This window comes from Streptomyces sp. R33 (genome assembly GCF_041200175.1).
In the GTDB taxonomy this organism is placed as follows: domain Bacteria; phylum Actinomycetota; class Actinomycetes; order Streptomycetales; family Streptomycetaceae; genus Streptomyces; species Streptomyces katrae_B.
On the sequence record NZ_CP165727.1, the window covers coordinates 6,165,269 to 6,186,996 of the forward strand.

A 21,728-nucleotide genomic window follows, 5' to 3' on the forward strand; every position below is an offset into this window, starting at 1 on the left:
CGGGCGCACAGGCTGTGGGTCGTACCGGCCGTAAGGTGAGGAAACGACCCATGGTCCAGTCGTCGAGCGTGAACGCGGATCTGAACGGGCGCGTGCTGCGGACCCTGGCCGCGGGCGGGACGAAGATGATCGCCCAGCGGTCCACCGGGTTCAACAACATCGACCTGGCCGTCGCCCGGCAGCTCGGCATGACGGTGAGCCGGGTCTCGTACTACTCCCCCTACTCCGTCGCCGAGTTCGCGTGGACCCTGGCGATGGCCGTGAACCGGCGGATCGTCCGGGCCTCGAGCCGGACGCGGGATTTCGACTTCCGGCTGAACGGGCTGATGGGCCGCGACATGCGGGGCCGCACCGTGGGCGTGCTCGGCACCGGCAAGATCGGCGAGGTGTTCACCAGGATCGCGCACGGCTTCGGCATGAACCTGCTGGGCTGGGACCTCGTGCAGAACCCGGCGTGCGTGGAGCTGGGCATGAAGTACGTGGACAAGGACGAGCTGCTCACGTCCGCGGACCTGGTCAGCCTGCACGTGCCGCTGCTGGAGGCGACGCACCACATCATCGACGCGGCCGCGCTGCGGATGATGAAGGACGACGCGATCCTGGTGAACTCGAGCCGCGGCGGGCTGATCGACTCGGAGGCGCTGGTGTCGGAGCTGCGGTCCGGGCGCTTCGAGGGGGTCGGGCTCGACGTGTACGAGGCGGAGGCCGGGATGTTCTTCCTGGACAAGTCCCTGGAGGCCGTCGAGGACGACACCCTGGCGCGGCTGATCACGTTCCCGAACGTGGTCGTGACCTCGCACCAGGCGTACTACACGCACGACGCGGTGGGGCAGATCATCGAGGCGACGGTCCGGAACGTGGAGGACTACCTGGCGGGGCGGAGGTCGCAGAACACGCTGTCCCCCGAGTGACGCGAGTTCACCCCGAGTTCAGGCCGCGGCCGTGCGCGCTGCGGGGAGGCATGGCTTAGATTCGCCCCCGTGGACATACCTTCTGCGGGCCGCTGGATCCTGACGGCCCTCGCCGCGGTGCAGCTCGGGTACGCCGTACGGGCCCTGCGGCCCGCACTCCGCTCCCGGCCGGGGGCGCGGCTGGACGCGTGGCTGGCCTTCGCCGACCCGGCGGTCGGCGTCCCGGTGACGCTGGCCCTGGCCCTCGGCAACCTTCCGGCGCTCCTCGCCGTCCTGGCCGTCCTGGGCCCGGTCCTGGCCTGCCGGCTCTACCGCACCATCGCGGCCCGCCGCACGAGGCCGACCGCGGCCTGACCGCTCCCGCCGGGGCGGAGCCCGGCCACTGCCCGCCCCCTCCCGTGCACCGGGGCTCCGCCCCTGACCCGCGCTACGCCGGGGTGGCGGCGCGCAGGCCCGCCAGCAGCTCGCTCAGCAGCTGCGCGCCGTCCAGGGTGAGGACGGATTCCGGGTGGAACTGGACCCCGGCGAACGCGGGGGCGCGCAGCGCGTGGACCTCGCCCGTGACCGCGTCGCGGGACACCCCCACCCCCTGCTGCGAGAGGCGGTCCGCCACCTCGTCCGGGCAGTGCGCCGTGTACGTGTTGTAGAAGCCCACCACCTCCTCCCGCCCGAAGAAGTCGATCCGCGTCTGCGCCCCCTGCGCCGGCTCCGCCTTGCGGATCAGCGGCAGGCCCAGCTCCGCCGCCAGGAGCTCGTGGCCCAGGCAGACCCCGAGCAGGCCGTGCCGGTGCCCGGCCAGGAGCTCGCCCGCGAGCCCCCGCAGCATCCGCATCTTCGGGTCGGCCGCGTCCGCCGGGTTCCCCGGCCCCGGGCCCAGGACGACCGGGCCCGCCCACGACAGGGCCGCCTCCCGCAGCCCGGGATCGTCGTAGCGGCGTACCGTCACCTCCAGCCCCGTCACCCGCAGCACGTGCGCCAGCATCGCCGTGAACGTGTCCTCCCCGTCCACCACCAGCGCGTGGCCGGTCCGCGCCGGGGGCCGGTCCTGCATCCGGAGCCAGAACGGCGCCAGGTCCTGGCGGCGCGCCGCGAGGGCCGCCTGGACCCGGGGGTCGCAGGCGAGGCCGGCCGAACCGAACGCCGGCCGCGGGGCCGCCGGGCGGACCCCCAGCGCCGCCAGCACCCCGGCCGCCTTCGCGTGCGTCTCCGCCACCTCGCCCGCCGGATCCGAGTGCCGCACCAGCGTGGCGCCCACCGGCACCCGCAGCGTGCCGTCCGCCGCGATGTCCGCGGTCCGGATCAGGATCGGGGAGTCCAGCGTCTGGGACCCCGAGGCGTCCACGCCCAGCAGCGCCAGGGCCCCCGCGTAGTAGCCGCGCCCGCCGGCCTCGTACCGCTCGATCACCCGGCAGGCGTTCTGCACCGGCGACCCGGTCACCGTCGCCGCGAACATCGTCTCGCGCAGCACCTCCCGTACGTCCAGCGAGGACCGGCCGCGCAGCTCGTACTCGGTGTGCGCGAGGTGCGCCATCTCCTTCAGCCGCGGCCCGACGACGACCCCGCCCATGTCCCCGACGGTGCACATCATCTTGAGCTCCTCGTCGACCACCATCGACAGCTCCTCGGTCTCCTTGCGGTCGCCGAGGAAGGCGAGGAGGGACTCGGCCGTCGGGCCCCCGGCCGGATAGCGGTACGTCCCGCTGATCGGGTTCATCACCACCGTGTGGCCCGCCCGTCTCCCACCACCACCCTCAACTGAGGGCGCTTCGCGCCCGCCCCTCCCGTTCGACATCCGTACGTGTACTTCCGGGCTGGCCCCGACCAGCGTCCGGTCCCCGGTGTGCACGACGTACGTCCAGTACGCACCCCGCTCGCCCAGCAGGAGCCGCCGGAACAGCGCGAGCGCGTCGGCCCGCCCGAAGCCGTCGATCCGGCCCTCGTACGTGCGCCGGATGACGAAGTTCGCGCCCTCGCCGCGGCCGATCTCGTCCCGGATCACCCGCTCGACGGTCGCCGCGTACTCCTCGTCGGGCACGTCGAAGCTGCCGCCCTCGATCCGCACAGGGTGGTCCGGCAGCGCGGCCAGCGCCTCCGCGAGCGGGATCTCGTACGCCTCCTCGGCGGCCAGCACGCTCAGCGGCGTGCCGTCGTCGCGTACCTCGAACCCGCGCTCGCGGATCTGCCGGAACGGGACGAGGGCGAGGGTGGGCAGCTCCCGCACGGGCAGCTCGGCGAGGCGCCCGGCCTCATGGACCGGGCCGATCAGCACCTCGACGGTGTCGTGGTCGCGGCCGGGGGTCCGGCGGCGCAGCAGGGCGAACGGCGGGCAGGAGTCGTCGAGCAGGCCGAGCAGGCGGCTGGGGGCCGGGCGGCTGGTTTCCATGGGCGGGCGTCCTTCTCCATCGGCGGGGTGAAGAGGAGCGGCCGGGCCCGGAAAGCACCGAAGGCCGCCCCTCGGGCGGCCTTCGCGTCGTGCGTGTCAGTGGGTACGCGCGAGAAGTGGGCCGCCGGGAGCGGGCCACCACCAGTTCTGGTTCGAGAGCGCGTACATGCCGCCGACGATAGCCCACCCGTACCCGCAGAGACACCCGTCTCACGGAGTGGGCACCGGGCTGGACGTGACGCAAGACGCCGTAATGTGTACGAGGTGACCGTGAACGCTGAAACCCAAGCCCCCGCCGCCAAGGCGACCTGGCGAGACCTTCCCGCGGCGCAGCAGCCTTCGTACCCCGATGCCGAGGCACTGCGCGCTGTCGTCGCGGACCTCGAGTCGTATCCTCCGCTCGTTTTCGCGGGCGAGTGCGACCAGCTGCGCGCCCGTCTGGGAGCCGTCGCCAAGGGCGAGGCGTTCCTGCTGCAGGGCGGCGACTGTGCCGAGGCCTTCGACGCCGTGTCCGCCGAGCACATCCGAGCCAAGCTGAAGACGCTGCTCCAGATGAGCGCCGTCCTGACGTACGCGGCCTCCGTGCCCGTCGTCAAGGTCGGCCGCATCGCGGGCCAGTACTCCAAGCCGCGCTCCAAGGACACCGAGACCCGCGACGGCGTCACCCTGCCGACCTACCGCGGCGACTCCGTCAACGGCTTCGCCTTCACCGAAGAGGCCCGGATCCCGGACCCCGAGCGGCTGAAGCGCATGTACCACGCGTCCGCGTCGACGCTGAACCTCGTGCGCGCCTTCACCACCGGTGGCTACGCCGACCTGCGCCAGGTGCACGCCTGGAACCAGGACTTCGTGAAGTCCTCCCCGTCCGGGCAGCGCTACGAGCAGCTCGCGCGGGAGATCGACAACGCGCTGAACTTCATGAAGGCGTGCGGCACCGACCCGGCCGAGTTCAAGGCCGTCGAGTTCTACGCCTCCCACGAGGCGCTGCTGCTCGACTACGAGGGCGCGCTGACCCGCACCGACTCGCGTACCGGCAAGCTGTACGACACCTCCGGCCACATGGTCTGGATCGGTGAGCGCACGCGCCAGCTGGACCACGCGCACATCGAGTTCTGCTCGCAGATCGCCAACCCGATCGGCATCAAGCTCGGCCCGACCACCACGGTGGACGAGGCGCTGACGTACATCGACCGCCTGGACCCGGAGCGCGAGCCGGGCCGGCTGACCTTCGTCGTCCGCATGGGCGCCGACAAGGTCCGGGACAAGCTCCCCGAGCTCGTCGAGAAGGTCACGGCCTCGGGCGCGACCGTCGCCTGGGTCACCGACCCGATGCACGGCAACACCTTCGAGGCGGCCTCCGGCCACAAGACGCGCCGTTTCGACGACGTGCTCGACGAGGTCAAGGGCTTCTTCGAGGTCCACAAGGGCCTGGGCACCCACCCGGGCGGCATCCACGTCGAGCTCACCGGTGACGACGTCACCGAGTGCGTGGGCGGCGGCGACGAGATCTTCGTCGACGACCTGCACCAGCGCTACGAGACGGCCTGCGACCCGCGGCTCAACCGCAGCCAGTCCCTGGACCTGGCCTTCCTCGTCGCCGAGATGTACCGCGACCAGTAAGCGGATCAGTACGTAGGTACCTACGACGGTGGGGCACGGATCGATGTGATCCGTGCCCCACCGTCGTTGCCAGGGCTTTTGGGTACGCCTCACTTTGGGTACGGTTAGGTAAGCCTCACCGAATAGGGGATGGCTGCAGAAACCATTCCTTCCAGGGAGGTGAACCGCGTGTACGTCTGCTCTTGCTTCGGGATCACCGACAAGCAGGTCAAGGAGCACGCGGCCGCCGGGGCCTGCACCCCCCGCCAGATCGCCTCGGTCACCAAGGCCGGCACCGACTGCGGATCCTGTGTGCGCACCATCCAGGGCATCCTGGGCCGCGGGGCGTGCCCGCGTCGGGAGCTGCTGGAGAAGGGCAACGCCGCTGCCGTGCTCGCGGCCGACCCGGCGCTCGCGGAAGCCGCGTAGGACTCAGCTCTCCGGCTGTTCGATCAGCTGCGCGATGTAGAGCGGCTCCCCGATGCTCTCGATGAGCTCCAGCTGGGTGTCGAGGTAGTCGATGTGGTGCTCCTCGTCCCCCAGGATCTCCTCGAAGAGGCGCGCCGAGGTCACGTCGCCCTTGCCGCGCATCACCTCGATCCCGCGCTTGAGGCGGTCGATGGCCTCGACCTCGACCTGCCGGTCCGCCTGGAACATCTCCGTCAGGGTCTGGCCGACGCGTACGTGGAAGAGCCGCTGGTAGTTCGGCAGGCCGTCCAGCATGAGGATGCGCTCGGTGATCTTGTCCGCGTGCTTCATCTCGTCGATGGACTCGGCACGGGTGTAGTTCGCGAGCTTGGTCCAACCCTTGTTGTCCTGGATCCGGTAGTGGAGCCAGTACTGGTTGATCGCCGTGAGCTCGCCGGTCAACTGCTCGTTCAGAAACTCGAGGACCTCGGGGTCGCCCTGCATCGCAGAGGCTCCTTCCAGGCAGTGTCAGCTGTAATGACGGGTCTGGGGGTACCTCCCAGCCGTGACTGGGGGAGTGCGCGCATCCTTGCACCGCCGCAGGAGGCCGTCCAGTAAGTGCCTCCTTAGTGTGAGTTGCAGTGACTTGCCCGTATAGGGGCATACCTGGTCGTGACCACCCCGCCACGTCTGTCACCATGGAGGCATGGGTCAGCCGGAAAGCCGGGAATCTCCGGGAGCAGAGCAGCTGGAGCTTCCACCGGGGCAGCGGTTGCAGCGCGGCTGGCCGGTCACCCACTACGGCCCGGTCCCCAAGTTCAAGCCGGACCGCTGGGAGTTCCGCGTCTTCGGAGCGACCGCCGACGGTGACAAGCACTGCTGGAACCACGAGGAATTCACGGCCCTGCCGTTCGAGTCGGTCGTGGCGGACCTGCACTGCGTGACGAAGTTCAGCATGCAGGGCGCCGAATGGGGCGGGGTCCTCGCCCGCGACATCCTCGCCCTGGCGCCGCCGTCGCCGCAGGTCACGCACGTGATGGTGTGGGCCGAGTACGGCTTCAGCTCCAACCTGCGGCTGGCCGACTTCGCTTCCGACCGCACCGTCTTCGCCACCCACGAGGGCGGTGAACTGCTCACCGCCGAGCACGGTTTCCCGGTACGGCTCGTGGTCCCGCACCTGTACGCCTGGAAGGGCCCGAAGTGGGTCCGCGGCATCGAGTACATGACCGCCGACCGCCGCGGCTTCTGGGAGGAGCGCGGCTACCACAACATCGGCGACGCCTGGCGCGAGCAGCGCTACTCGTACCAGGAGGAGCCGGGGGACGGCCCCGAGTTGTAATCGGGGCTCCGCCCTCAGTGGTGGTACCGGTGCACGACCGCGTGGCCCTTGCCGCGGCCGATCAGCCACTTGTTGACCGGGGTCGTGACGACGAAGGCGAGCGCGAGCGAGATCGCCAGCACGACCCAGAACAGCGCGTCCGCGAGGTGCGCGTCCATCGCTCCCGGCCACAGCGCGATCACGCCGTTGTCGATCAGCTCCATGACGGCGATCGAAAGGGTGTCCGCGGCCAAGGCCACCCGGATGGCCGCACGCAGGTCCACGCCGGCGGCGAGGATCCCGCGCAGGGTGAGCGCGTAGCCGAAGAAGAACGCGAGGACGATCGCCAGGATCATCGTCGGCACATTTCCCCAGCCCAGGGCCGTGCCGATGACCATGCCGAGCACTTCGCCGATGGCGCAGCCGGTGAGGCAGTGGAGGGTGGCCTTGGCCGCCACGGCCCAGCTCGCCCTGCCGTGGCCGGTGCCCTGGCCGCCGGTGCCGTGGCCGCTGTCGTGGTGCTGATGGTGTGCGTCGTGCTCGTGGTGTGCGTGCGCGTGTTCCATCGGAACCCCCTGGGAACGTCGGATAACGGTCCTGCAGACAGCAGAACCGTATACCCCCCAGGGGTATTCCTCAACGGATCAGTGGAGCTCGCGCAGCTCCTTCAGCAGCGCCACGTCCGCCGCATGCCCTTCCTTGCCGCCCGGCGTCTCGATGATCAGCGGGACGCCCTGCGTCGCGGGATGCGTGAACAGCTCGGCGAACGCGTCCCCGCCGATGTGTCCCTGCCCGATGTTGGCGTGGCGGTCCTTGTGGGCGCCCACGCCCTCCTTCGAGTCGTTCGCGTGGATCAGCTTCAGCCGCCCCTCGCCCACCGTGTCCACCAGCAGGTCCAGCGTCTGCTTGGCGCCGCCCGGCTCCGCCAGATCGTGCCCCGCGGCGAAGACATGGCAGGTGTCCAGGCAGATCCCGAGCTTCGGATGGTGCTCCAGCGCCTCGAAGTACGGCCCGAAGTCCCAGGTCCGCGAGCACAGCGAGGAACCCTGCCCGGCCGTGGACTCCAGCAGCAGGAACGGGTCGTCGTCGTGCACCAGCTCGTCCAGCAGCGGCAGCATGTACTCCCTGACCTGCGCGTACGCCACCTCGCGCGGGCGCCCTCCGGTCGCCGAGCCGGTGTGGACGACCACCCCGAGCGCACCGATCTCCCGGCCGCGGCGCAGCGAGTGCCGCAGTGACTCCACCGACCTCTCCACGGTCGCCTCCGTGTGCGAGCCGAAGTTGATCAGGTACGGCGCGTGCACATACGCCGGGATCGACCCGGCCGCGCACCCGGCCCGGAACAACTCGTCCTGCGCCGGGTTCCCCACCGGGGTGGCCCAGCCGCGGGGATTGGCCACGAAGACCTGGACGGCCTCGGCACCCATCTCCCGCGCGTACGTCAGCCCCACCGAGGCGAGCCCGCCGGCGACGGGGACGTGTCCGCCCACGGGATTGCGCACGGCCCCGTCCATGACGCTCTGGTCCACTACCGCTACAGCCCCTTGGTCCGTAGGACGATCGTGCTGCCCTCGGGGGCGTTCTGGCCGCCCGGCACCGACTGGGCGTCCACCGTGTTGCTGAAGGACAGGAAGGGCCGCTCCACCTTCACCTTGAAACCGGCCGCCTCCAGCGTCCTGCGGGCCACGTCCGCCTCCTGGCCGGTCACGTTCGGCACCGGGATCTGCCGCGGGCCCTTGGACACGGTGAGCGTCACCGTGTCACCCGTCGCGGCCTGCGCTCCGGCGCCGATCGACTGGTTGGCGACCGTACCGGCAGGGAACGGCGAATTGACCTGGTCCGCGGCCGTCTCGACCTTGAGGCCGGCGTCCTGGAGGGCGGCCCGCGCCTGGTCGAGGGGGCGTCCGGCCACGTTCGGCACCTGCACCGGCCGGCCCTTGCTGACCACGATCGCGACCGCCGTGTCGGGCGACCGCTTCTGCCCGCCCGTCGGATCGGTGGAGATCACCGATCCCTGCGCGACGTCCTGGCTGAACGCCTGCGTGACCAGGCCGGGAGCCAGACCGCTCTTGGTCAGCTCGGCCTTCGCGTCGTCCAGCGGCCTGCCCTTCACGTCCGGTACGACGACGACCTCCGGGCCGCGCGAGATCGTCAGCACCACCGCGCCGTTGCCGCGGATGCGCTTGCCGCCCGAGGGGTCGGAGTTCATCACCGTCCCGCGGTCGAACGCGTCGCTGAACTTCCGGTCGATCCGCTTCACACCGAGGCCGGCCGCGGACAGGTCGGACTTGGCCTGCGCCTCGCTCTTCCCGAGCAGATTGGGGACCTTCGTGAACTGGCCGGCGTTGATGTACCAGACCCCGGTGCCCAGACCGAGCGCGAGCAGCACCCCGGCGATCACGAGCAGCGTGCCGCGCCGCGGCCTGCGCGAGGCCGGAGGCGCGGTACGGGCCGGTGCGGGCTCCGGGCGGTCCGGGAGCTCCAGCCGGGACGTGAGGTTCACGGGCGGCTGTCCCGCGACGGGCCGCGGGATCACACTGGTGCGGTCCTCGGTGGCGCTGCGCGCCTCGGCACGCGCCTGCGGCGGCACGGCGTCCAGCTCGGCGTCACCGAGCAGCGCGCGGGCGTCGAGGGCCAGCCCGAGCAGGGCGGCGGCGTCGGAGGGGCGCAGCTCCGGATCGCGGGCGGCGGCGTACGCGACGAGCTGGTCCAGGACGCCCGGCAGCCCCGGGACGGCGGCCGACGGCGGCGGCACGTCCTCGTGCAGGTGCTGGTAGAGCACCTGGGCGGGGGTGCCGCCGGAGTGCGGCTTGGAGCCGGTGAGCATCTCGTACAGGACGACACCGCAGGCGTAGACGTCCACGCGGGTGTCGCCGCTGCCGCTCTCGATCTGCTCGGGGGCGAGGTAGGAGACGGTGCCGAGGACGGAGCCGGTGGTGCTGGTGACCGAGTCGACGGACCGGACCAGCCCGAAGTCCGCCACCTTGACCCGGCCGTCGTCGCCGATCAGGACGTTCTCGGGCTTCATGTCGCGGTGCACGAACCCGGCCCGGTGGGCGGCGCCGAGCGCGGCGAGGACGGGCTCGAGGATGTCGAGGGCGGCCCGGGGCTGGAGCGCGCCGCGCTCGCGGAGCACGTCGCGCAGCGTGCAGCCGGAGACGTACTCCATGGCGAGGTACGTGTACGGCCCGTCGGTGCCCTGGTCGAAGACGGCGACGACGTTGGGGTGCGCGAGGCGGGCCACGGACTTGGCCTCGCGGATGAACCGGTCGACGAAGCCGCCGTCGGCGGCGAGCGCCGGGTGCATCACCTTCAGCGCGAGCACGCGGTCGAGGCGGGTGTCGACGGCCCGGTAGACCGTCGCCATGCCGCCGGCCGCGATGCGGGCGTCGACGCGGTAGCGGCCGTCGAGTGTCTGCCCGACGAGGGGGTCATCCAGGGTCGTATCCACCCGGCGATTCTACGAGCGCGGGTCGGGGTCCCGTCCCGGGTGTGGTTTGTTGCAGCGCAGCTGTGACGTGACTCCCTTTTCGACGCGCCCCTCGCGCGGCTCGGCCCCGGCGGGTCCGGATCTTGCCGCGCAGCGGCAATTCCAGCCCGTCCGGGGCCGAAGACCGGGTCCGGGCAGAGCCCGGGAAACGGAGAAAGGGCGGGGCGGGGAGAAGGCCCCGCGCAGCGGAGCGTCAGAAGGCCGGGCGTTCCGGGTCGAGGGCGGCGCGGCCCTCGGCCGGGGACGAGGCCTCCGCGAAGCGGCGCTGCGGGATGCGGCCCGCGCGGTACGCCAGACGGCCCGCCGACACCGCGTCGCGCATGGCCGCCGCCATCAGGACCGGGGACTGCGCCCGGGTCACCGCCGACGCCAGCATCACCGCCGAGCACCCCAGCTCCATCGCCAGCGCCACGTCCGAGGCCGTACCGGCCCCCGCGTCCAGGATCACCGGCACCCCCGCCCGCTCCGCGATCAGCTCGAAGTTGTGCGGGTTGCGGATCCCCATCCCCGAGCCGATCGGCGACCCCAGCGGCATGATCGCCGCACAGCCCACGTCCTCCAGCTTCCGCGCGAGCACCGGGTCGTCGTTGGTGTACGGCAGCACCGTGAAGCCCTCGTCCACCAGCGTCTCCGCGGCGTCCAGCAGCTCCAGGCCGTCCGGCAGCAGGGTCCGCTCGTCGGCCACGACCTCGAGCTTGATCCAGTCCGTGCCCAGCGCCTCCCGCGCGAGGCGCGCCGTCAGCACCGCCTCGCCCGCCGTGAAGCAGCCCGCCGTGTTGGGGAGTACGCAGATGCCCAGCCGGGTCAGCACCGACAGGACCGAGCCCTGGACCGTCGGGTCCAGCCGCCGCATCGCCACCGTCGTGAGCTCCGTACCGGACGCGGTCAGCGCCCGTTCCAGGACGTCCAGGCTCGGCGCCCCGCCCGTCCCCATGATCAGGCGGGACGAGAAGGTCCGGCCGCCCAGCACGAAAGCGTCGTCTGCCATCGCGCTCAGCCTCCCTGCACGGCGGTGAGGATCTCGACCCGGTCGCCCTCGCCCACCGGCGTGAGCGGCCACTGCCCGCGCGGGACCACGGTCTCGTTGAGTGCGGCCGCGACGCCCGAGGGGGCCGCGGTCAGGATGGCGACCACCGCGTCGAGGGTGGTGCCGGCCGCGACCTCGCGCGGCTCGCCGTTGACGGAGATCGTCATGCGTAGGACTCCTGACGTGCGACGCTGAAGCGGCGCGGGGTGAACGGGCGGGCGATCTCCGGGAGCACGCCGGTGGTCAGCAGCTCCGCCATGACGTCGCCGGTGAGCGGGGTCAGCAGCACCCCGTTGCGGTAGTGCCCGGTGGCCAGGTGCAGGCCGGGCAGGTCGGTCGGGCCGAGCAGCGGGGCGTTGTCCGGGGAGCCGGGCCGCAGCCCCGCCCGGGTCTCGGTCAGCGGCAGTTCGGTGATGCCGGGTACCAACTCATGGGCGTCGCGCAGGAGTTCGTACACGCCGCCCGCGGTGACCGTGGTGTCCCAGCCGAGTTCCTCGCTGGTGGCGCCGATGACGAGCTCGCCGTTCTCGCGCGGCACCAGGTACACGTGGCTGCCGCGGACCACCGCCCGGACCGTCCGCGACAGGAACGGCGCGTACGCCGCCGGCACCGCGAGCCGCAGCACCTGGCCCTTGACCGGCCGTACGGGCGGCAGCACCTGCGCCGGTACGCCGGCCAGCCGGCCGCTGAGCGAGCCCGCGGCCAGCACCACCTGGTCGGCGCGCAGCTCCGTACCGTCGTCGAGCAGTGCCCCGGCGGCCCGGTCGGCGGCGGTGAGCAGCTGCTCGGCGTCCGCCCGGTGGATCTCCACGCCGGCGCCCTCGCAGGCGGCCAGCAGCGCGGCCGCCAGCCGGCGCGGGTCGACCTGGTGGTCGCCGTCCACGCGCAGGCCGCCGCGTACGCCCGGGGCCAGCATCGGCTCCAGGCGGCGGCACTCGCGGCCGGTGAGCCACTCGGACTCCAGGCCGCAGCGCCGCTGCAGGGCGTGCAGCTCGCGCAGGTGGAGCCGGTCGTCGGCGTCGAGGGCCACGGCGAGCGTGCCGCAGGCGCGGTAGCCGATGTCCATCCCTCCGCTGGCGTCGGCCAGCTCGGCGGCGAACTCCGGGTAGCGGCCGGCGGAGGCGAGATTGAGGCCCAGCAGGGTCTCCTCGCCGTAGTGCAGCTCCGTGACGGCGGCGAGCATGCCGGCCGCGACCTGAGCGGCGCCGCCGCCGGGCGCCGGATCGGCGAGCGCGGTCCGCAGCCCGCGCCGGGCCGCCCGCCAGGCGGTGACCAGGCCGATGATCCCGCCCCCGATGACGAGGACGTCGGATCCCCTGGCGGATCCCTTCCGAGATGAGTGCATGGGCGTCCAGCCCCTCCCTTCGCCGGCATGACCCGGATCAGGTTCGTACGGTCGGAGGCCGTCCAGCCTCCCTCTCAGCCCGGTACGCCCGGACTCCCGCGATAGGTACGACGGCCAGACTAACCCCGGCGCCGGGGCCGGGTAAGGCTGCCTCCCCGGCCGTTCCCCCGGCCGCTGTTCCTGACGGTGCGTCAGATCGCTAGGCTGGGCGGTGTGAGCGAGCAGACGGAACAGACACAGAGCGGCGTCGTCATCGTCGGCGCCGGAATGGCCGGGGTGCAGACCGCGGTCGCGCTGCGGGAGCAGGGGTGGAGCGGCCCCCTGACCCTGCTGGGCGCCGAGCCCCACCAGCCCTACGACCGGCCCCCGCTGTCCAAGGCGGTGCTGCTCGGCAAGGCCGAGGACTCCGCCTTCGACGTGGACTTCGAGGGGCTGGGCATCGAGCTCCGGCTCGGGGTGGAGGTCACCGGGCTGCGGGCCGCCGAGCGCGAGCTGGACACCGAGGCGGGACCGGTCCCGTACGAGGTGCTCGTACTGGCGACCGGCGCCGAACCACTGACCCTGCCCGGGTCCGAGGGCGTCCAGGGCGTGCACCTGCTGCGCACCCTGGACGACGCGGCCCGGCTGCGCCCGGTGCTGGCCCAGGCGCCGGCGACCGTGGTCGTCGGGGCCGGCTGGATCGGCGCCGAGTTCGCCACGGCGGCGCGCGAGGCGGGCTGCGCGGTGACCGTGGTCGAGGCGGCGGACCGGGTGCTGGCCGGGGCGCTGCCGGCGGAGGTCGCGGCCCCCATGGCCCGCTGGTACGAGGAGGCCGGGGCCGCCCTGCTGACCGGCGCGAAGGTGGCCTCGGTGGAGTCCGGGCGGGTCCTGCTCGCGGACGGCCGGGAGCTGCCGGCGGGCGCGGTGGTCGTGGGCATCGGGGCCCGGCCGGCGACCCGGTGGCTGGCGGAATCGGGGGTCGCGCTCGGCCCGGACGGCTCGGTCACCGCGGACGAGTACCTGCGGACCTCCCTGCCCGGGGTGTACGCGGTCGGCGACTGCGCGTCGTTCCCGTCGGGGCGCTACGGGGCGCGGCTGCTGGTGCACCACTGGGACAACGCCCTGCAGGGGCCGCGCGTGGTCGCGGCGAACATCGTGGCGGCGGCTCCGGTGCAGGTCTACGACCCGGTGCCGTACTTCTGGTCGGAGCAGTTCGGGCGCTTCGTGCAGTACGCGGGGCACCATGCGGGGGCGGACGAGCTCATGTGGCGCGGGGACCCGGCCGAGGCGGCGTGGTCGGTGTGCTGGCTCCGGGCGGGAGCGCTGGTCGCGGTCCTGGCGGTGGGTCGGCCGCGGGACCTGGCGCAGGGCCGGAAGCTGATCGAGACGGGCGCCCCCGTGGACCCCGCCAAGGTCTCCGACCCGGCGACCCCGCTGAAATCGGCGCTGGTCTAGACGGTGCGGAGGGGGCCCGCAGACCCGGACGGGTCGGCTCGGGTACCGGGTGTCGGTCCGAGGTGGCAGGCTTGTGCTCGTGACCGAGATTGACGCAAAGATCGATGCCCTTGTCCCCGCCTGGCTGTACCTCCCCGACATCGCGGAGATGCTCGACATCGAAGTGACCCGGGTCCGCCAGCTGGTCAAGGAAGGTCAGCTGATCGCCGTACGCCGCGGTGAGAACCGCGCGCTGCAGGTGCCCGCCGCCTTCATCGACGGCGACAAGACCGTCAAGGGCCTCGCGGGCCTGCTGACCGTGCTCCGCGACGACGGCTTCTCCGACGAGGAGATGCTGGAATGGCTCTTCACCGCCGACCCGACCCTGCCCGGCACCCCCGTCCAGGCGCTGAGTGAGAATCGCGGCACGGAGGTGAAGCGCCGCGCTCAGGCGCTCGCCCTCTGAGCCGAGCGACCCGAGCGACCCGAGCGGCCCGGTGATCCGGGCCGCCTGATCCATCCGCGGTGCACGGGCCCTGGACGGCCCGTGCACCGCTTCCACCCCGGGGGGTACCCATGTCCGCGAACGCCCAGCTGTCCGATGCCCGGCTCTACCTGTGCACGGACGCCCGCAAGCGGCAGGGGGACCTCCCCGAGTTCCTCGACGCGGTCCTGGCCGGAGGCGTGGACATCGTCCAGCTCCGGGACAAGGGCATGGAGGCCGGCGAGGAGCTCGAGCACCTCCAGGTCTTCGCCGAGGCCGCCCGCCGGCACGGCAGGCTCCTCGCGGTGAACGACCGCGCCGACGTCGCCCACGCCATCGGCTCCGACGTCCTGCACCTGGGCCAGGGCGACATCCCGGTGCCCGCCGCCCGTGCGATCCTCGGCGACGGGGTGCTCTTCGGCCGGTCCTGCCACGCCGAGTCCGAGGTCGACGCCGCCGTCGCCGAGCCGGGCGTGGACTACTTCTGCACCGGCCCCTGCTGGCCCACCCCCACCAAGCCCGGCCGGTACGCCCCCGGCCTCGGGCTGGTCCGGTACGCGGCCTCGCTGGCGCAGCCCCGCCCCTGGTTCGCCATCGGCGGCATCGACGCGGGCAACCTCGACGAGGTCCTCGACGCCGGAGCCACCCGCATCGTGGTCGTCCGCGCCCTGACCGAGGCCTCCGACCCGGGTGCGGCCGCCGCCGACCTGGCCAAGCGGGTCCGGGAGCGCGTTTCCGCCTAAGCCGTCGCAGGACCCCCGTGCAGGTGTCCAAAAACGTGTCCAAAAGGCGGACACCGCTTCGGTGACCGCGAACACGCGTCTAACCTGCCCGTATGGCCCTTGGAACCGCTTCCACCCGTACGGACCGTGCACGCACGGTCCGTGACCTGCTGGCGTCCGGGAGCCCGTCGTACTCCTTCGAGTTCTGGGCGCCCAAGACGGAGAAGGGCGAGCGCAACCTCTGGAACGCGCTGCGCCGGATCGAGGCGGTGGGCCCGAGCTTCGTCTCCGTGACCTACGGGGCCGGCGGCTCCACCCGCGGCGGCACCGTCAAGGCCACCCAGCAGATCGCCGCCGACACCACCCTGACCCCCGTCGCGCACCTCACCGCGGTCGACCACTCCATCGCCGAGCTGCGCAATGTCATCGGCCAGTTCGCCGACGCCGGCATCCGCAACATGCTCGCCGTGCGCGGAGACCCGCCGGGCGACCCGATGGGCCCCTGGCTGGCGCACCCCGAGGGCGTGCACTACGCGGCCGACCTCGTCCGACTGCTCAAGGAGTCCGGGGACTTCTGCGTGGGCGTCGCGGCCTTCCCCGAGATGCACCCGCGCTCGGAGGACTGGGACACGGACATCCGTCACTTCGTGGACAAGTGCCGCGCCGGCGCCGACTATGCGATCACCCAGATGTTCTTCGATCCGGAGAATTATCTGCGGCTGCGCGACAGCGCCGGGAAGGCGGGCTGCGAGACCCCGATCATCCCCGAGGTCATGCCTGTTGTGGGCATCAAGCAGCTCGACCGGTTGCCACAACTCAGCAACGCAGTCTTCCCCGCAGCCGTGAAAGAGCGCATGCTCGCCGTCAAGGACGATCCAGCCGCTGTACGCTCCATTGGGATCGAGTTCGCCACGGAGTTCTGCGCGCGGCTGCTGTCCGAGGGTGTCCCGGGGCTGCACTTCATCACGCTGAACAATTCCACGGCGACTCTCGAGATCTACGAGAACCTGGGCCTGCACCAGCGGGCCTGATCGGCCGGCCCCCTTGTTCCTGGGCGGGGCGGCCGTACCGAGAGGTGCCACGCATGGGAATGACGGTCCTCTACATCGCGTTCGGTTTCGTCGCGTTGTGGCTGCTTGCCGAGGTCCTGATGCAGTACAAGGCCCGGCTGCGCTGGCGCCTGCTCGCGTTCGCCGGGTTCCTCGGTGTGGTCGCCGGGGTGGTGCTGCCCTCGGTGCTGGTCATCGGCGTCGGTGCGGCCGCGTTCGCCGTGGGCCAGACCCTGGTGACGCTCTCCTTCCGCAAGGGCTTCGAGGCCGGCTGGGCGCTGCGCCGGGGCGGTGAGCCCGTACGGAAGACCCGGCGCCGCCGGGCGGGCGGTCCGCGCCCCGAGCCCGCGCTGCAGGTGACCGGGCTGGAGTACGGGTCCGAGGGGACGGACGGGGACGCCGACGGCGCCGACACGCCCGACGCGTCCGGCAAGGAGCGGCCGGAGCCGCAGTTCCAGGCCGCGACCGAGGAGTTCTACAGCCCGGAGCCGCTGCCCGAGGACACCGGGTCGTACGGGATACAGAGCTTCGCGCCCACCGCCGACGCGGGGCGGACGGCGGCGTTCGCCCCGCCGTTCTCCACGGCCGAGCAGGACGCCCACCAGTACGCGCCCTACTACGACGCGCAGTCCTACGAGCCGACGGGCCAGGGCGGCTACGACTACTCCACGGGCTATCCGGCCGGCGGCGAACAGCAGGTCTACGCCGCCTACTCGGACCCGTACATCGGCACCGGCGGGGCCGTCATCCCGCAACAGCCGTACGACTACACCCCGTACGCCGACTACTCCGCCGACCCGTACGCGAGCGCGGGCGGGCAGCAGCAGTACTCCATGGACACCCCGCCGGGCGGGGTGTGGGTGCCGCAGCAGCGGTCCACCGACGGGGCCGCCCACCCCTACCCGGGGGACGAGCAGCAGCCGTACCCGCAGCAACAGCCGCAGGAGTACCCGTACCAGGGCTCCGGCGAGTACGAGCAGTACCGCTACTGAGGCCGTGAGGCCGAGGAGGCCGTGAAGCAGCGCGTGCGCCCCCGGGGTTCCTTCCCCGGGGGCGTCCGTGTCACTGGGAGCCGCGGAACTCCGCGCCCTCCACGATGAGTCCGGCCACCAGGGCCCCGGTCATCCCGGCGTGCGCGAGCCCGCCGCCGGGGTGCGCCCAGCCGCCCGCGAGGAACAGCCCCGGCAGCGCCGTGGTGTTGGCGGGGTAGAGCATCCGGCCGCCGGCCCCGGCCAGGGCGGGCGGCGGCACCGCGCCGCCCTGCGCGCCGGTGGCCGCCTCGATGTCCGCGGGCGTACGCGCCTGCGTCCACAGCAGCCGCTCGCGCAGCCCGGGAACGGCCCGGGCGGCCAGGTCCAGCAACTCCTCCTCGCGGGGCGCAGAGGCGCCTCCAGGGCCGCAGACGGCGCTCACGGTGACGGCCTCGTGGTCCGCGTCGGGCCGGATCGCGGGGTCGTCGGGGCGCAGCACGGTCAGCTGGGTGCCGGGGGAGTGGACCAGGGTGCGGTGGACGGCGTCCGCGGGGCGGGCTCCGCGCAGCGCGAGCAGCAGGGTCAGCCTGCTCGCCACCCCCGGCCCGCGGGCCGGGGCGCCGCCGGCCGGCAGCGGGGTCCCCAGCTGCCGCGGGTCGACCCCGCAGACCACGAGATCGGCGGCGGCCTCGGTGCCGTCGGCCAGCAGCAGCCCGGCCGCCCGGCCGTCCCGCTCCAGGACCTTCCGTACCGGTGCGTCGAGGACGAAGGCGACCTTCCGCTCCCGGCAGCGCTCGTACACGGCGGTGGCCAGCTCCCGCATCCCGCCGCGCACGTACCAGCTGCCGAAGGTCTGCTCCATGTACGGGAGCACGGCCGCCGCTGCGGGCGCGGTGGCGGGGTCGATCCCGTACGCCCGCACCCGGGCGGCCAGCAGCTCGCCGAGCTCCCCGCCCAGCTCGCGCCCGGCCACCTCGGCGAGGGTCGGCGGGCGGCGGCGCAGCAGGCCGCTCCCCCGCAGCGCGGGGTACGGATCGCCGCCCAGCACCTGCCAGTCGGGGCGCAGCGGCTCCTCCAGCAGGGGGCGGCGGGTGGCGTTCCAGGCGTCCCGGGCCCGGCCCAGGACCCCGTTCCAGCGCTCGCCGGCGCCCGCGCCGAAGGCCTCGTCGAGGACGGCGGCGGCGCCGCCGCGCGAGCCCCCCGGGAGGGTGACGGCTGTCCCGTCGGCCAGGACGTGCCGGACGGCCGGGTCGACCTGGACGAGCTCGACGCAGTCCTCCAGGGGCCGTTTGCCGGTCTTGACGAACAGGTCGCGGTAGACGGCGGGCAGGTGCAGCAGACCGGGCCCGGTGTCGAAGGAGAAGCCGCCCTGCTCGTACCGGCCGACGGAGCCGCCGTAGGTGGACCCGCGCTCGTACACCGTCACCTGGTGCCCTGCCACGGCCAGCCGGGCCGCCGTAGCCATCGCGCCCATGCCGGCGCCGATCACCGCAATTCGTGCCATGCGGATGACCCTATCGAGCGGGATCGCGGGAGGTCAGCGGGGTGGCGCGGGAAGTCAGCGGGGTGGCACCGCGGCCCGCGCGGCCGCCTCGCGCTCCTCGGCGGCGAGCTTCTTCTCCTCGCGGCGCTGGGCCCGGCGGCGCAGGAAGCGGCGGATCCGGGTCCACAGGAACACGAGTATGGCCAGACCGGCCGCCAGCAGGACGGCCGCGATGATCGCGGCGGCCTGGGGGTTGAACATCGCGAACGTGACGATGCCGGCCACGCCCAGGTCCTCGGCGGTGCTCAGCGCGATGTTGCTGAACGGCTCCGGCGAGGTGTTGACGGCCATGCGGGTGCTGGCCTTGACGAAATGGCTGGCCAGCGCCGTGGAACCGCCGATCGCGCCGGCGGCGATGTCGGAGAGCGAGCCGCTCTGGCCGGCCAGCAGGGCGCCCACCACAGCACCGGCCACCGGGCGGATCACGGTGTGCACCGTGTCCCAGACCGAGTCCACGTACGGGATCTTGTCCGCGACGGCCTCGCAGAGGAACAGCACACCGGCGACGATGAGCACGTCGGTGCGCTGAAGGGACTCGGGGACCTCGTCGGTCAGTCCGGTCGCGCCGAAGATGCCGAGCAGGAGGACCACGGCGTAGGCGTTGATCCCACTGGCCCAGCCGCTGGTGAAGACCAGGGGGAGCACACTCACCGGGTCATCATGCCGCAGGATCGCGCCTCGGAAGGGGCGATCCGGGACCCGGACCGATCACGCGGACCGGCGGGGCAGAGCGGTGAGGGGACGGTCGCCGTGCGGCGACCGTCCCCTCACCCGTGTCTGCGGGGGGCCTACTGCCCCTGCTCGTCGCGGCGGCGCTGCCACCGCTCCTCGATGCGGGTCATCATCGACCGACGCTGTCGGTTGCGGCCGTGGGCCGAACCGCCTGCACTGCCGGAGACGGGCTGCTCGCCAGGCTTGGGTGCCTTGCGCCAACCGGTGACCACGAGGACCGTACAGCCGAGCATGACGAGGAAACCCACCACGCTGACCCAGAGTACGTTCGGAATGATCACACCGGTCATGAGGAGCGCGATACCCACCACAATGCCTGCGACTGCCTGGTAGACCCGTCGCCGGGTGTACGTACGCAGTCCGCTTCCCTCAAGCGCTGTCGCGAACTTGGGATCTTCGGCGTACAGCGCTCGCTCCATCTGCTCGAGCATTCGCTGCTCGTGCTCCGAGAGCGGCACGGGAGTCCTCCTCATCCGTCGGTCGCGGGGGGTAGCGACCAGGGGTCCCCTTCAGGATAGGCGGGGAATCGCCCCCGTGATACCCGCCCTCTGCGCGAGGTTCCAAACACTGCCCGGAGAAGACGCCGCCCGGAAAGGCGCCGCCTGAGCAAAACCCTGCGCGAAACCGTACCGCCGGGAGGGCGGTCACTGAGGCGCTTATTCCCCAACGGCCCGTCCACCATGCCGGTACTGCGCACGATCATACGGGGCCGGACACCCGATCGGAGGGTGTCCGGCGTACTCCGTGAGCGGAAGCTCCGCAGATCAGGCGCGCTTCTCGCCCAGGACGTGCAGTTGCGTCGCGACCGCGTGGAAGGCCGGCAGTTCGGCGGCTGCCTCCTCAAGGCGCAGCAGCGCCTCGACCGCGCCCGGCTCGGTGTCGACCAGGACGCCGGGGACGAGGTCGGCGAAGACGCGGACCCCGTGCACCGCGCCGACCTCCAAGCCGGCCCCGCCGACCAGCTCGGTGAGCTGCTCGGCGGTGAAACGGCGCGGTACCGGGTCGCCCGCGCCCCAGCGGCCGGCCGGGTCGGTGAGCGCCGTACGGGCCTCGGTGAAGTGCCCGGCGAGGGCACGGGCCAGCACGGCCCCGCCGAGGCCGGCGCCCAGCAGGCTGAGCGTGCCGCCGGGGCGCAGGGCGGCGACCGCGTTGGCCACGCCCTCGGCCGGGTCGTCCACGTACTCGAGCACGCCGTGGCAGAGCACCACGTCGTACGCGTCGCGCTCGACGACGTCCAGCAGGCCCTGGGCGTCGCCCTGCACGCCGCGCACCAGGTCGGCGACACCGGCCTCGGCGACGCGGCGCTCCAGCCCGAACAGTGCGTTCGGGCTGGGGTCGACCACGGTCACCCGGTGGCCCAGCCGGGCCACCGGCACGGCGAACTTGCCGGTGCCGCCGCCGGTGTCCAGCACGTCCAGCACATCCCGCCCGGTCGCCTTCACCCGGCGGTCGAGCGCCTCCTTGAGGACCTCCCACACCACGGCGGTGCGGAGGGAGGCACGGGGGCGGGAAGTGTCCGACACGGCTGATGGCTCCTCGGCGCGACAAGGGTGGGAGATGCGAACCCCACCCTATTGCCTGGAGCATGCCCTGCCGATCACCCCCGGCTGCCCGGCCGGGGTCAGCCCGCGTCCGCAGGCTCCGGAGGCTCGGGACGGGGCTGGGGCAGCGTCGGCGCCACCGGCTGGAGGGCGAGCATCCGCTCCACCAGCCGCAGGAACATCTCCACGGCACGCACCAGATCGTCCGCGTCCCGGACCGACGCCGCATCCCGTATCCCCGCCTCGGCCCGCGCCCGGCGCTCGGCGCCGGAGGCGAACAGTGCGCTCCACTCCGTCAGCTCCGGCGCTATCTCCGGCAGTACCTCCCACGCGCTGCGGATCCGCGGGCGGCGCCGCGCGCCCACCGGCTCCGGCCGCCCCCGCGCGGCGAGCACGGCCGCGGCGGTGCGCAGCGCGGCGAGGTGGGCGGTGGCGTACCGCTCGCCCGGCCGGTCCAGCCGGGCGGCCTCGGCCAGGCCCGCGCGGGCCTTGGTGAGCAGATCGAGCGCGGCCTTGGGGCATCCCCGCGGCGGAGCCGGAGGGGAGGGGGCTGCCGACCTGCGCGGGACGGGGTGGACAGGGGACGGGGACGGTGTGGCCATGACGAACCTCCTGTCGTTGCGTACTGCTGTGTCTGCGTTTGTGCCTGCATCCATCGTGACGGCCACCACTGACAATCGCCCTGACCTGCTGGTTTGCCCCCTCTGTCCGGTCAACTGCCCCCCTGTGGGCATGTGATGCACACAAAGGTGCTAGTTTTTGAACTGACCGGTCAGTTCAAAAGAAGGGGGG

The 21,728-nt window shown here is 72.7% G+C and carries 22 protein-coding genes, 1 pseudogene and 1 riboswitch; of the genes and pseudogenes, 10 read left to right on the forward strand and 13 right to left on the reverse strand.

The genetic code is table 11. The features are described from left to right. Positions 1 to 53 precede the first annotated feature (53 nt). Positions 54 to 911: pseudogene (locus tag AB5J51_RS28370) on the forward strand (2-hydroxyacid dehydrogenase); the annotation flags it as partial. 69 nt (positions 912 to 980) lie between these two features. Continuing rightward, on the forward strand, positions 981 to 1,265 hold the full coding sequence (locus AB5J51_RS28375; protein WP_369778978.1) for a hypothetical protein: 285 nt from the start codon (positions 981 to 983) through the stop codon (positions 1,263 to 1,265). A gap of 73 nt (positions 1,266 to 1,338) precedes the next feature. Here the strand turns inward: AB5J51_RS28375 and AB5J51_RS28380 are convergent, their stop codons facing one another. After that, positions 1,339 to 3,294 carry an anthranilate synthase family protein gene (locus AB5J51_RS28380; protein WP_369778979.1) on the reverse strand — a complete coding sequence of 652 codons (1,956 nt, stop codon included), beginning with the start codon at positions 3,292 to 3,294 and terminating at the stop codon, positions 1,339 to 1,341. Between the two features lie 255 nt (positions 3,295 to 3,549). Here AB5J51_RS28380 and AB5J51_RS28385 point away from each other — a divergent pair, with 255 nt between their 5' ends. Together AB5J51_RS28385 and AB5J51_RS28390 are read left to right on the forward strand one after the other, a co-directional pair. Beyond that, entirely contained in the window at positions 3,550 to 4,914 is a 1,365-nt protein-coding gene (locus tag AB5J51_RS28385; RefSeq protein ID WP_369778980.1) for a class II 3-deoxy-7-phosphoheptulonate synthase, read from the forward strand. A gap of 168 nt (positions 4,915 to 5,082) precedes the next feature. Further along, a complete protein-coding gene (locus tag AB5J51_RS28390) occupies positions 5,083 to 5,322 on the forward strand; it encodes a bacterioferritin-associated ferredoxin (RefSeq protein ID WP_053785178.1) in 240 nt (79 codons plus the stop codon). A 3-nt stretch (positions 5,323 to 5,325) separates the two neighbouring features. Here AB5J51_RS28390 and bfr read toward each other — a convergent pair whose 3' ends face one another. Then, positions 5,326 to 5,805 carry a bacterioferritin gene (gene bfr, locus AB5J51_RS28395; RefSeq protein ID WP_030291847.1) on the reverse strand — a complete coding sequence of 160 codons (480 nt, stop codon included), beginning with the start codon at positions 5,803 to 5,805 and terminating at the stop codon, positions 5,326 to 5,328. A 202-nt stretch (positions 5,806 to 6,007) separates the two neighbouring features. On the opposite strand from bfr, the gene AB5J51_RS28400 reads away from it, so the two are divergent. After that, positions 6,008 to 6,640, forward strand: coding sequence for a sulfite oxidase-like oxidoreductase (locus tag AB5J51_RS28400; RefSeq protein ID WP_053785179.1), 633 nt, complete (start codon positions 6,008 to 6,010; stop codon positions 6,638 to 6,640). A 14-nt stretch (positions 6,641 to 6,654) separates the two neighbouring features. Here AB5J51_RS28400 and AB5J51_RS28405 read toward each other — a convergent pair whose 3' ends face one another. The 6 genes from AB5J51_RS28405 to thiO all read right to left on the reverse strand — a co-directional run bounded on the left by AB5J51_RS28405 (position 6,655) and on the right by thiO (position 12,481). After that, positions 6,655 to 7,185 carry a DUF4396 domain-containing protein gene (locus tag AB5J51_RS28405; protein WP_133898275.1) on the reverse strand — a complete coding sequence of 177 codons (531 nt, stop codon included), beginning with the start codon at positions 7,183 to 7,185 and terminating at the stop codon, positions 6,655 to 6,657. A gap of 78 nt (positions 7,186 to 7,263) precedes the next feature. After that, on the reverse strand, positions 7,264 to 8,133 hold the full coding sequence (locus AB5J51_RS28410; protein ID WP_053785216.1) for a deoxyribonuclease IV: 870 nt from the start codon (positions 8,131 to 8,133) through the stop codon (positions 7,264 to 7,266). Positions 8,134 to 8,153: 20 nt separating this feature from the next. Beyond that, positions 8,154 to 10,070 (reverse strand): Stk1 family PASTA domain-containing Ser/Thr kinase, encoded by a 1,917-nt coding sequence (gene pknB / locus AB5J51_RS28415; protein ID WP_136224581.1) that lies wholly within the window; start codon positions 10,068 to 10,070, stop codon positions 8,154 to 8,156. Positions 10,071 to 10,302: 232 nt separating this feature from the next. Beyond that, entirely contained in the window at positions 10,303 to 11,097 is a 795-nt protein-coding gene (locus tag AB5J51_RS28420; protein ID WP_369778981.1) for a thiazole synthase, read from the reverse strand. A 5-nt stretch (positions 11,098 to 11,102) separates the two neighbouring features. Further along, positions 11,103 to 11,303 carry a sulfur carrier protein ThiS gene (gene thiS, locus AB5J51_RS28425; RefSeq protein ID WP_053785183.1) on the reverse strand — a complete coding sequence of 67 codons (201 nt, stop codon included), beginning with the start codon at positions 11,301 to 11,303 and terminating at the stop codon, positions 11,103 to 11,105. Beyond that, on the reverse strand, positions 11,300 to 12,481 hold the full coding sequence (gene thiO / locus AB5J51_RS28430) for a glycine oxidase ThiO (protein WP_369778982.1): 1,182 nt from the start codon (positions 12,479 to 12,481) through the stop codon (positions 11,300 to 11,302). The genes thiS and thiO overlap by 4 nt, the downstream gene beginning before the upstream one ends. Further along, a riboswitch (TPP riboswitch) is annotated at positions 12,479 to 12,591 on the reverse strand. (Overlaps the previous gene by 3 nt.) Before the next feature lie 103 nt (positions 12,592 to 12,694). Here thiO and AB5J51_RS28435 point away from each other — a divergent pair. From AB5J51_RS28435 to AB5J51_RS28455, 5 genes are all read left to right on the forward strand, one after another. Continuing rightward, positions 12,695 to 13,915 (forward strand): NAD(P)/FAD-dependent oxidoreductase, encoded by a 1,221-nt coding sequence (locus AB5J51_RS28435; protein WP_133898279.1) that lies wholly within the window; start codon positions 12,695 to 12,697, stop codon positions 13,913 to 13,915. A 79-nt stretch (positions 13,916 to 13,994) separates the two neighbouring features. Further along, the gene (locus AB5J51_RS28440; RefSeq protein ID WP_030291860.1) at positions 13,995 to 14,360 is read left to right on the forward strand and encodes an Rv2175c family DNA-binding protein; all 366 of its coding nucleotides are present in this window, start codon (positions 13,995 to 13,997) and stop codon (positions 14,358 to 14,360) included. Between the two features lie 110 nt (positions 14,361 to 14,470). Beyond that, entirely contained in the window at positions 14,471 to 15,121 is a 651-nt protein-coding gene (gene thiE / locus AB5J51_RS28445; RefSeq protein WP_053785186.1) for a thiamine phosphate synthase, read from the forward strand. 92 nt (positions 15,122 to 15,213) lie between these two features. Beyond that, positions 15,214 to 16,131, forward strand: coding sequence for a methylenetetrahydrofolate reductase [NAD(P)H] (gene metF / locus AB5J51_RS28450; RefSeq protein ID WP_053785187.1), 918 nt, complete (start codon positions 15,214 to 15,216; stop codon positions 16,129 to 16,131). 53 nt (positions 16,132 to 16,184) lie between these two features. Continuing rightward, positions 16,185 to 17,141, forward strand: coding sequence for a hypothetical protein (locus AB5J51_RS28455; RefSeq protein WP_369778983.1), 957 nt, complete (start codon positions 16,185 to 16,187; stop codon positions 17,139 to 17,141). Between the two features lie 70 nt (positions 17,142 to 17,211). Here the strand turns inward: AB5J51_RS28455 and AB5J51_RS28460 are convergent, their stop codons facing one another. The 5 genes from AB5J51_RS28460 to AB5J51_RS28480 all read right to left on the reverse strand — a co-directional run bounded on the left by AB5J51_RS28460 (position 17,212) and on the right by AB5J51_RS28480 (position 21,538). Continuing rightward, complete coding sequence (locus AB5J51_RS28460) at positions 17,212 to 18,624, reverse strand: NAD(P)/FAD-dependent oxidoreductase (protein ID WP_136224586.1); 1,413 nt, start codon at positions 18,622 to 18,624, stop codon at positions 17,212 to 17,214. Between the two features lie 54 nt (positions 18,625 to 18,678). Further along, complete coding sequence (locus tag AB5J51_RS28465) at positions 18,679 to 19,314, reverse strand: DUF4126 domain-containing protein (RefSeq protein WP_369778984.1); 636 nt, start codon at positions 19,312 to 19,314, stop codon at positions 18,679 to 18,681. A gap of 137 nt (positions 19,315 to 19,451) precedes the next feature. Beyond that, positions 19,452 to 19,853: a DUF3040 domain-containing protein gene (locus tag AB5J51_RS28470; protein ID WP_030156028.1), complete on the reverse strand. Its 402-nt coding sequence runs from the start codon at positions 19,851 to 19,853 to the stop codon at positions 19,452 to 19,454. 306 nt (positions 19,854 to 20,159) lie between these two features. Then, on the reverse strand, positions 20,160 to 20,918 hold the full coding sequence (locus AB5J51_RS28475) for a bifunctional 2-polyprenyl-6-hydroxyphenol methylase/3-demethylubiquinol 3-O-methyltransferase UbiG (RefSeq protein ID WP_030291871.1): 759 nt from the start codon (positions 20,916 to 20,918) through the stop codon (positions 20,160 to 20,162). Between the two features lie 98 nt (positions 20,919 to 21,016). After that, entirely contained in the window at positions 21,017 to 21,538 is a 522-nt protein-coding gene (locus tag AB5J51_RS28480) for an SAV_6107 family HEPN domain-containing protein (protein ID WP_136224587.1), read from the reverse strand. Positions 21,539 to 21,728: the final 190 nt, after the last annotated feature.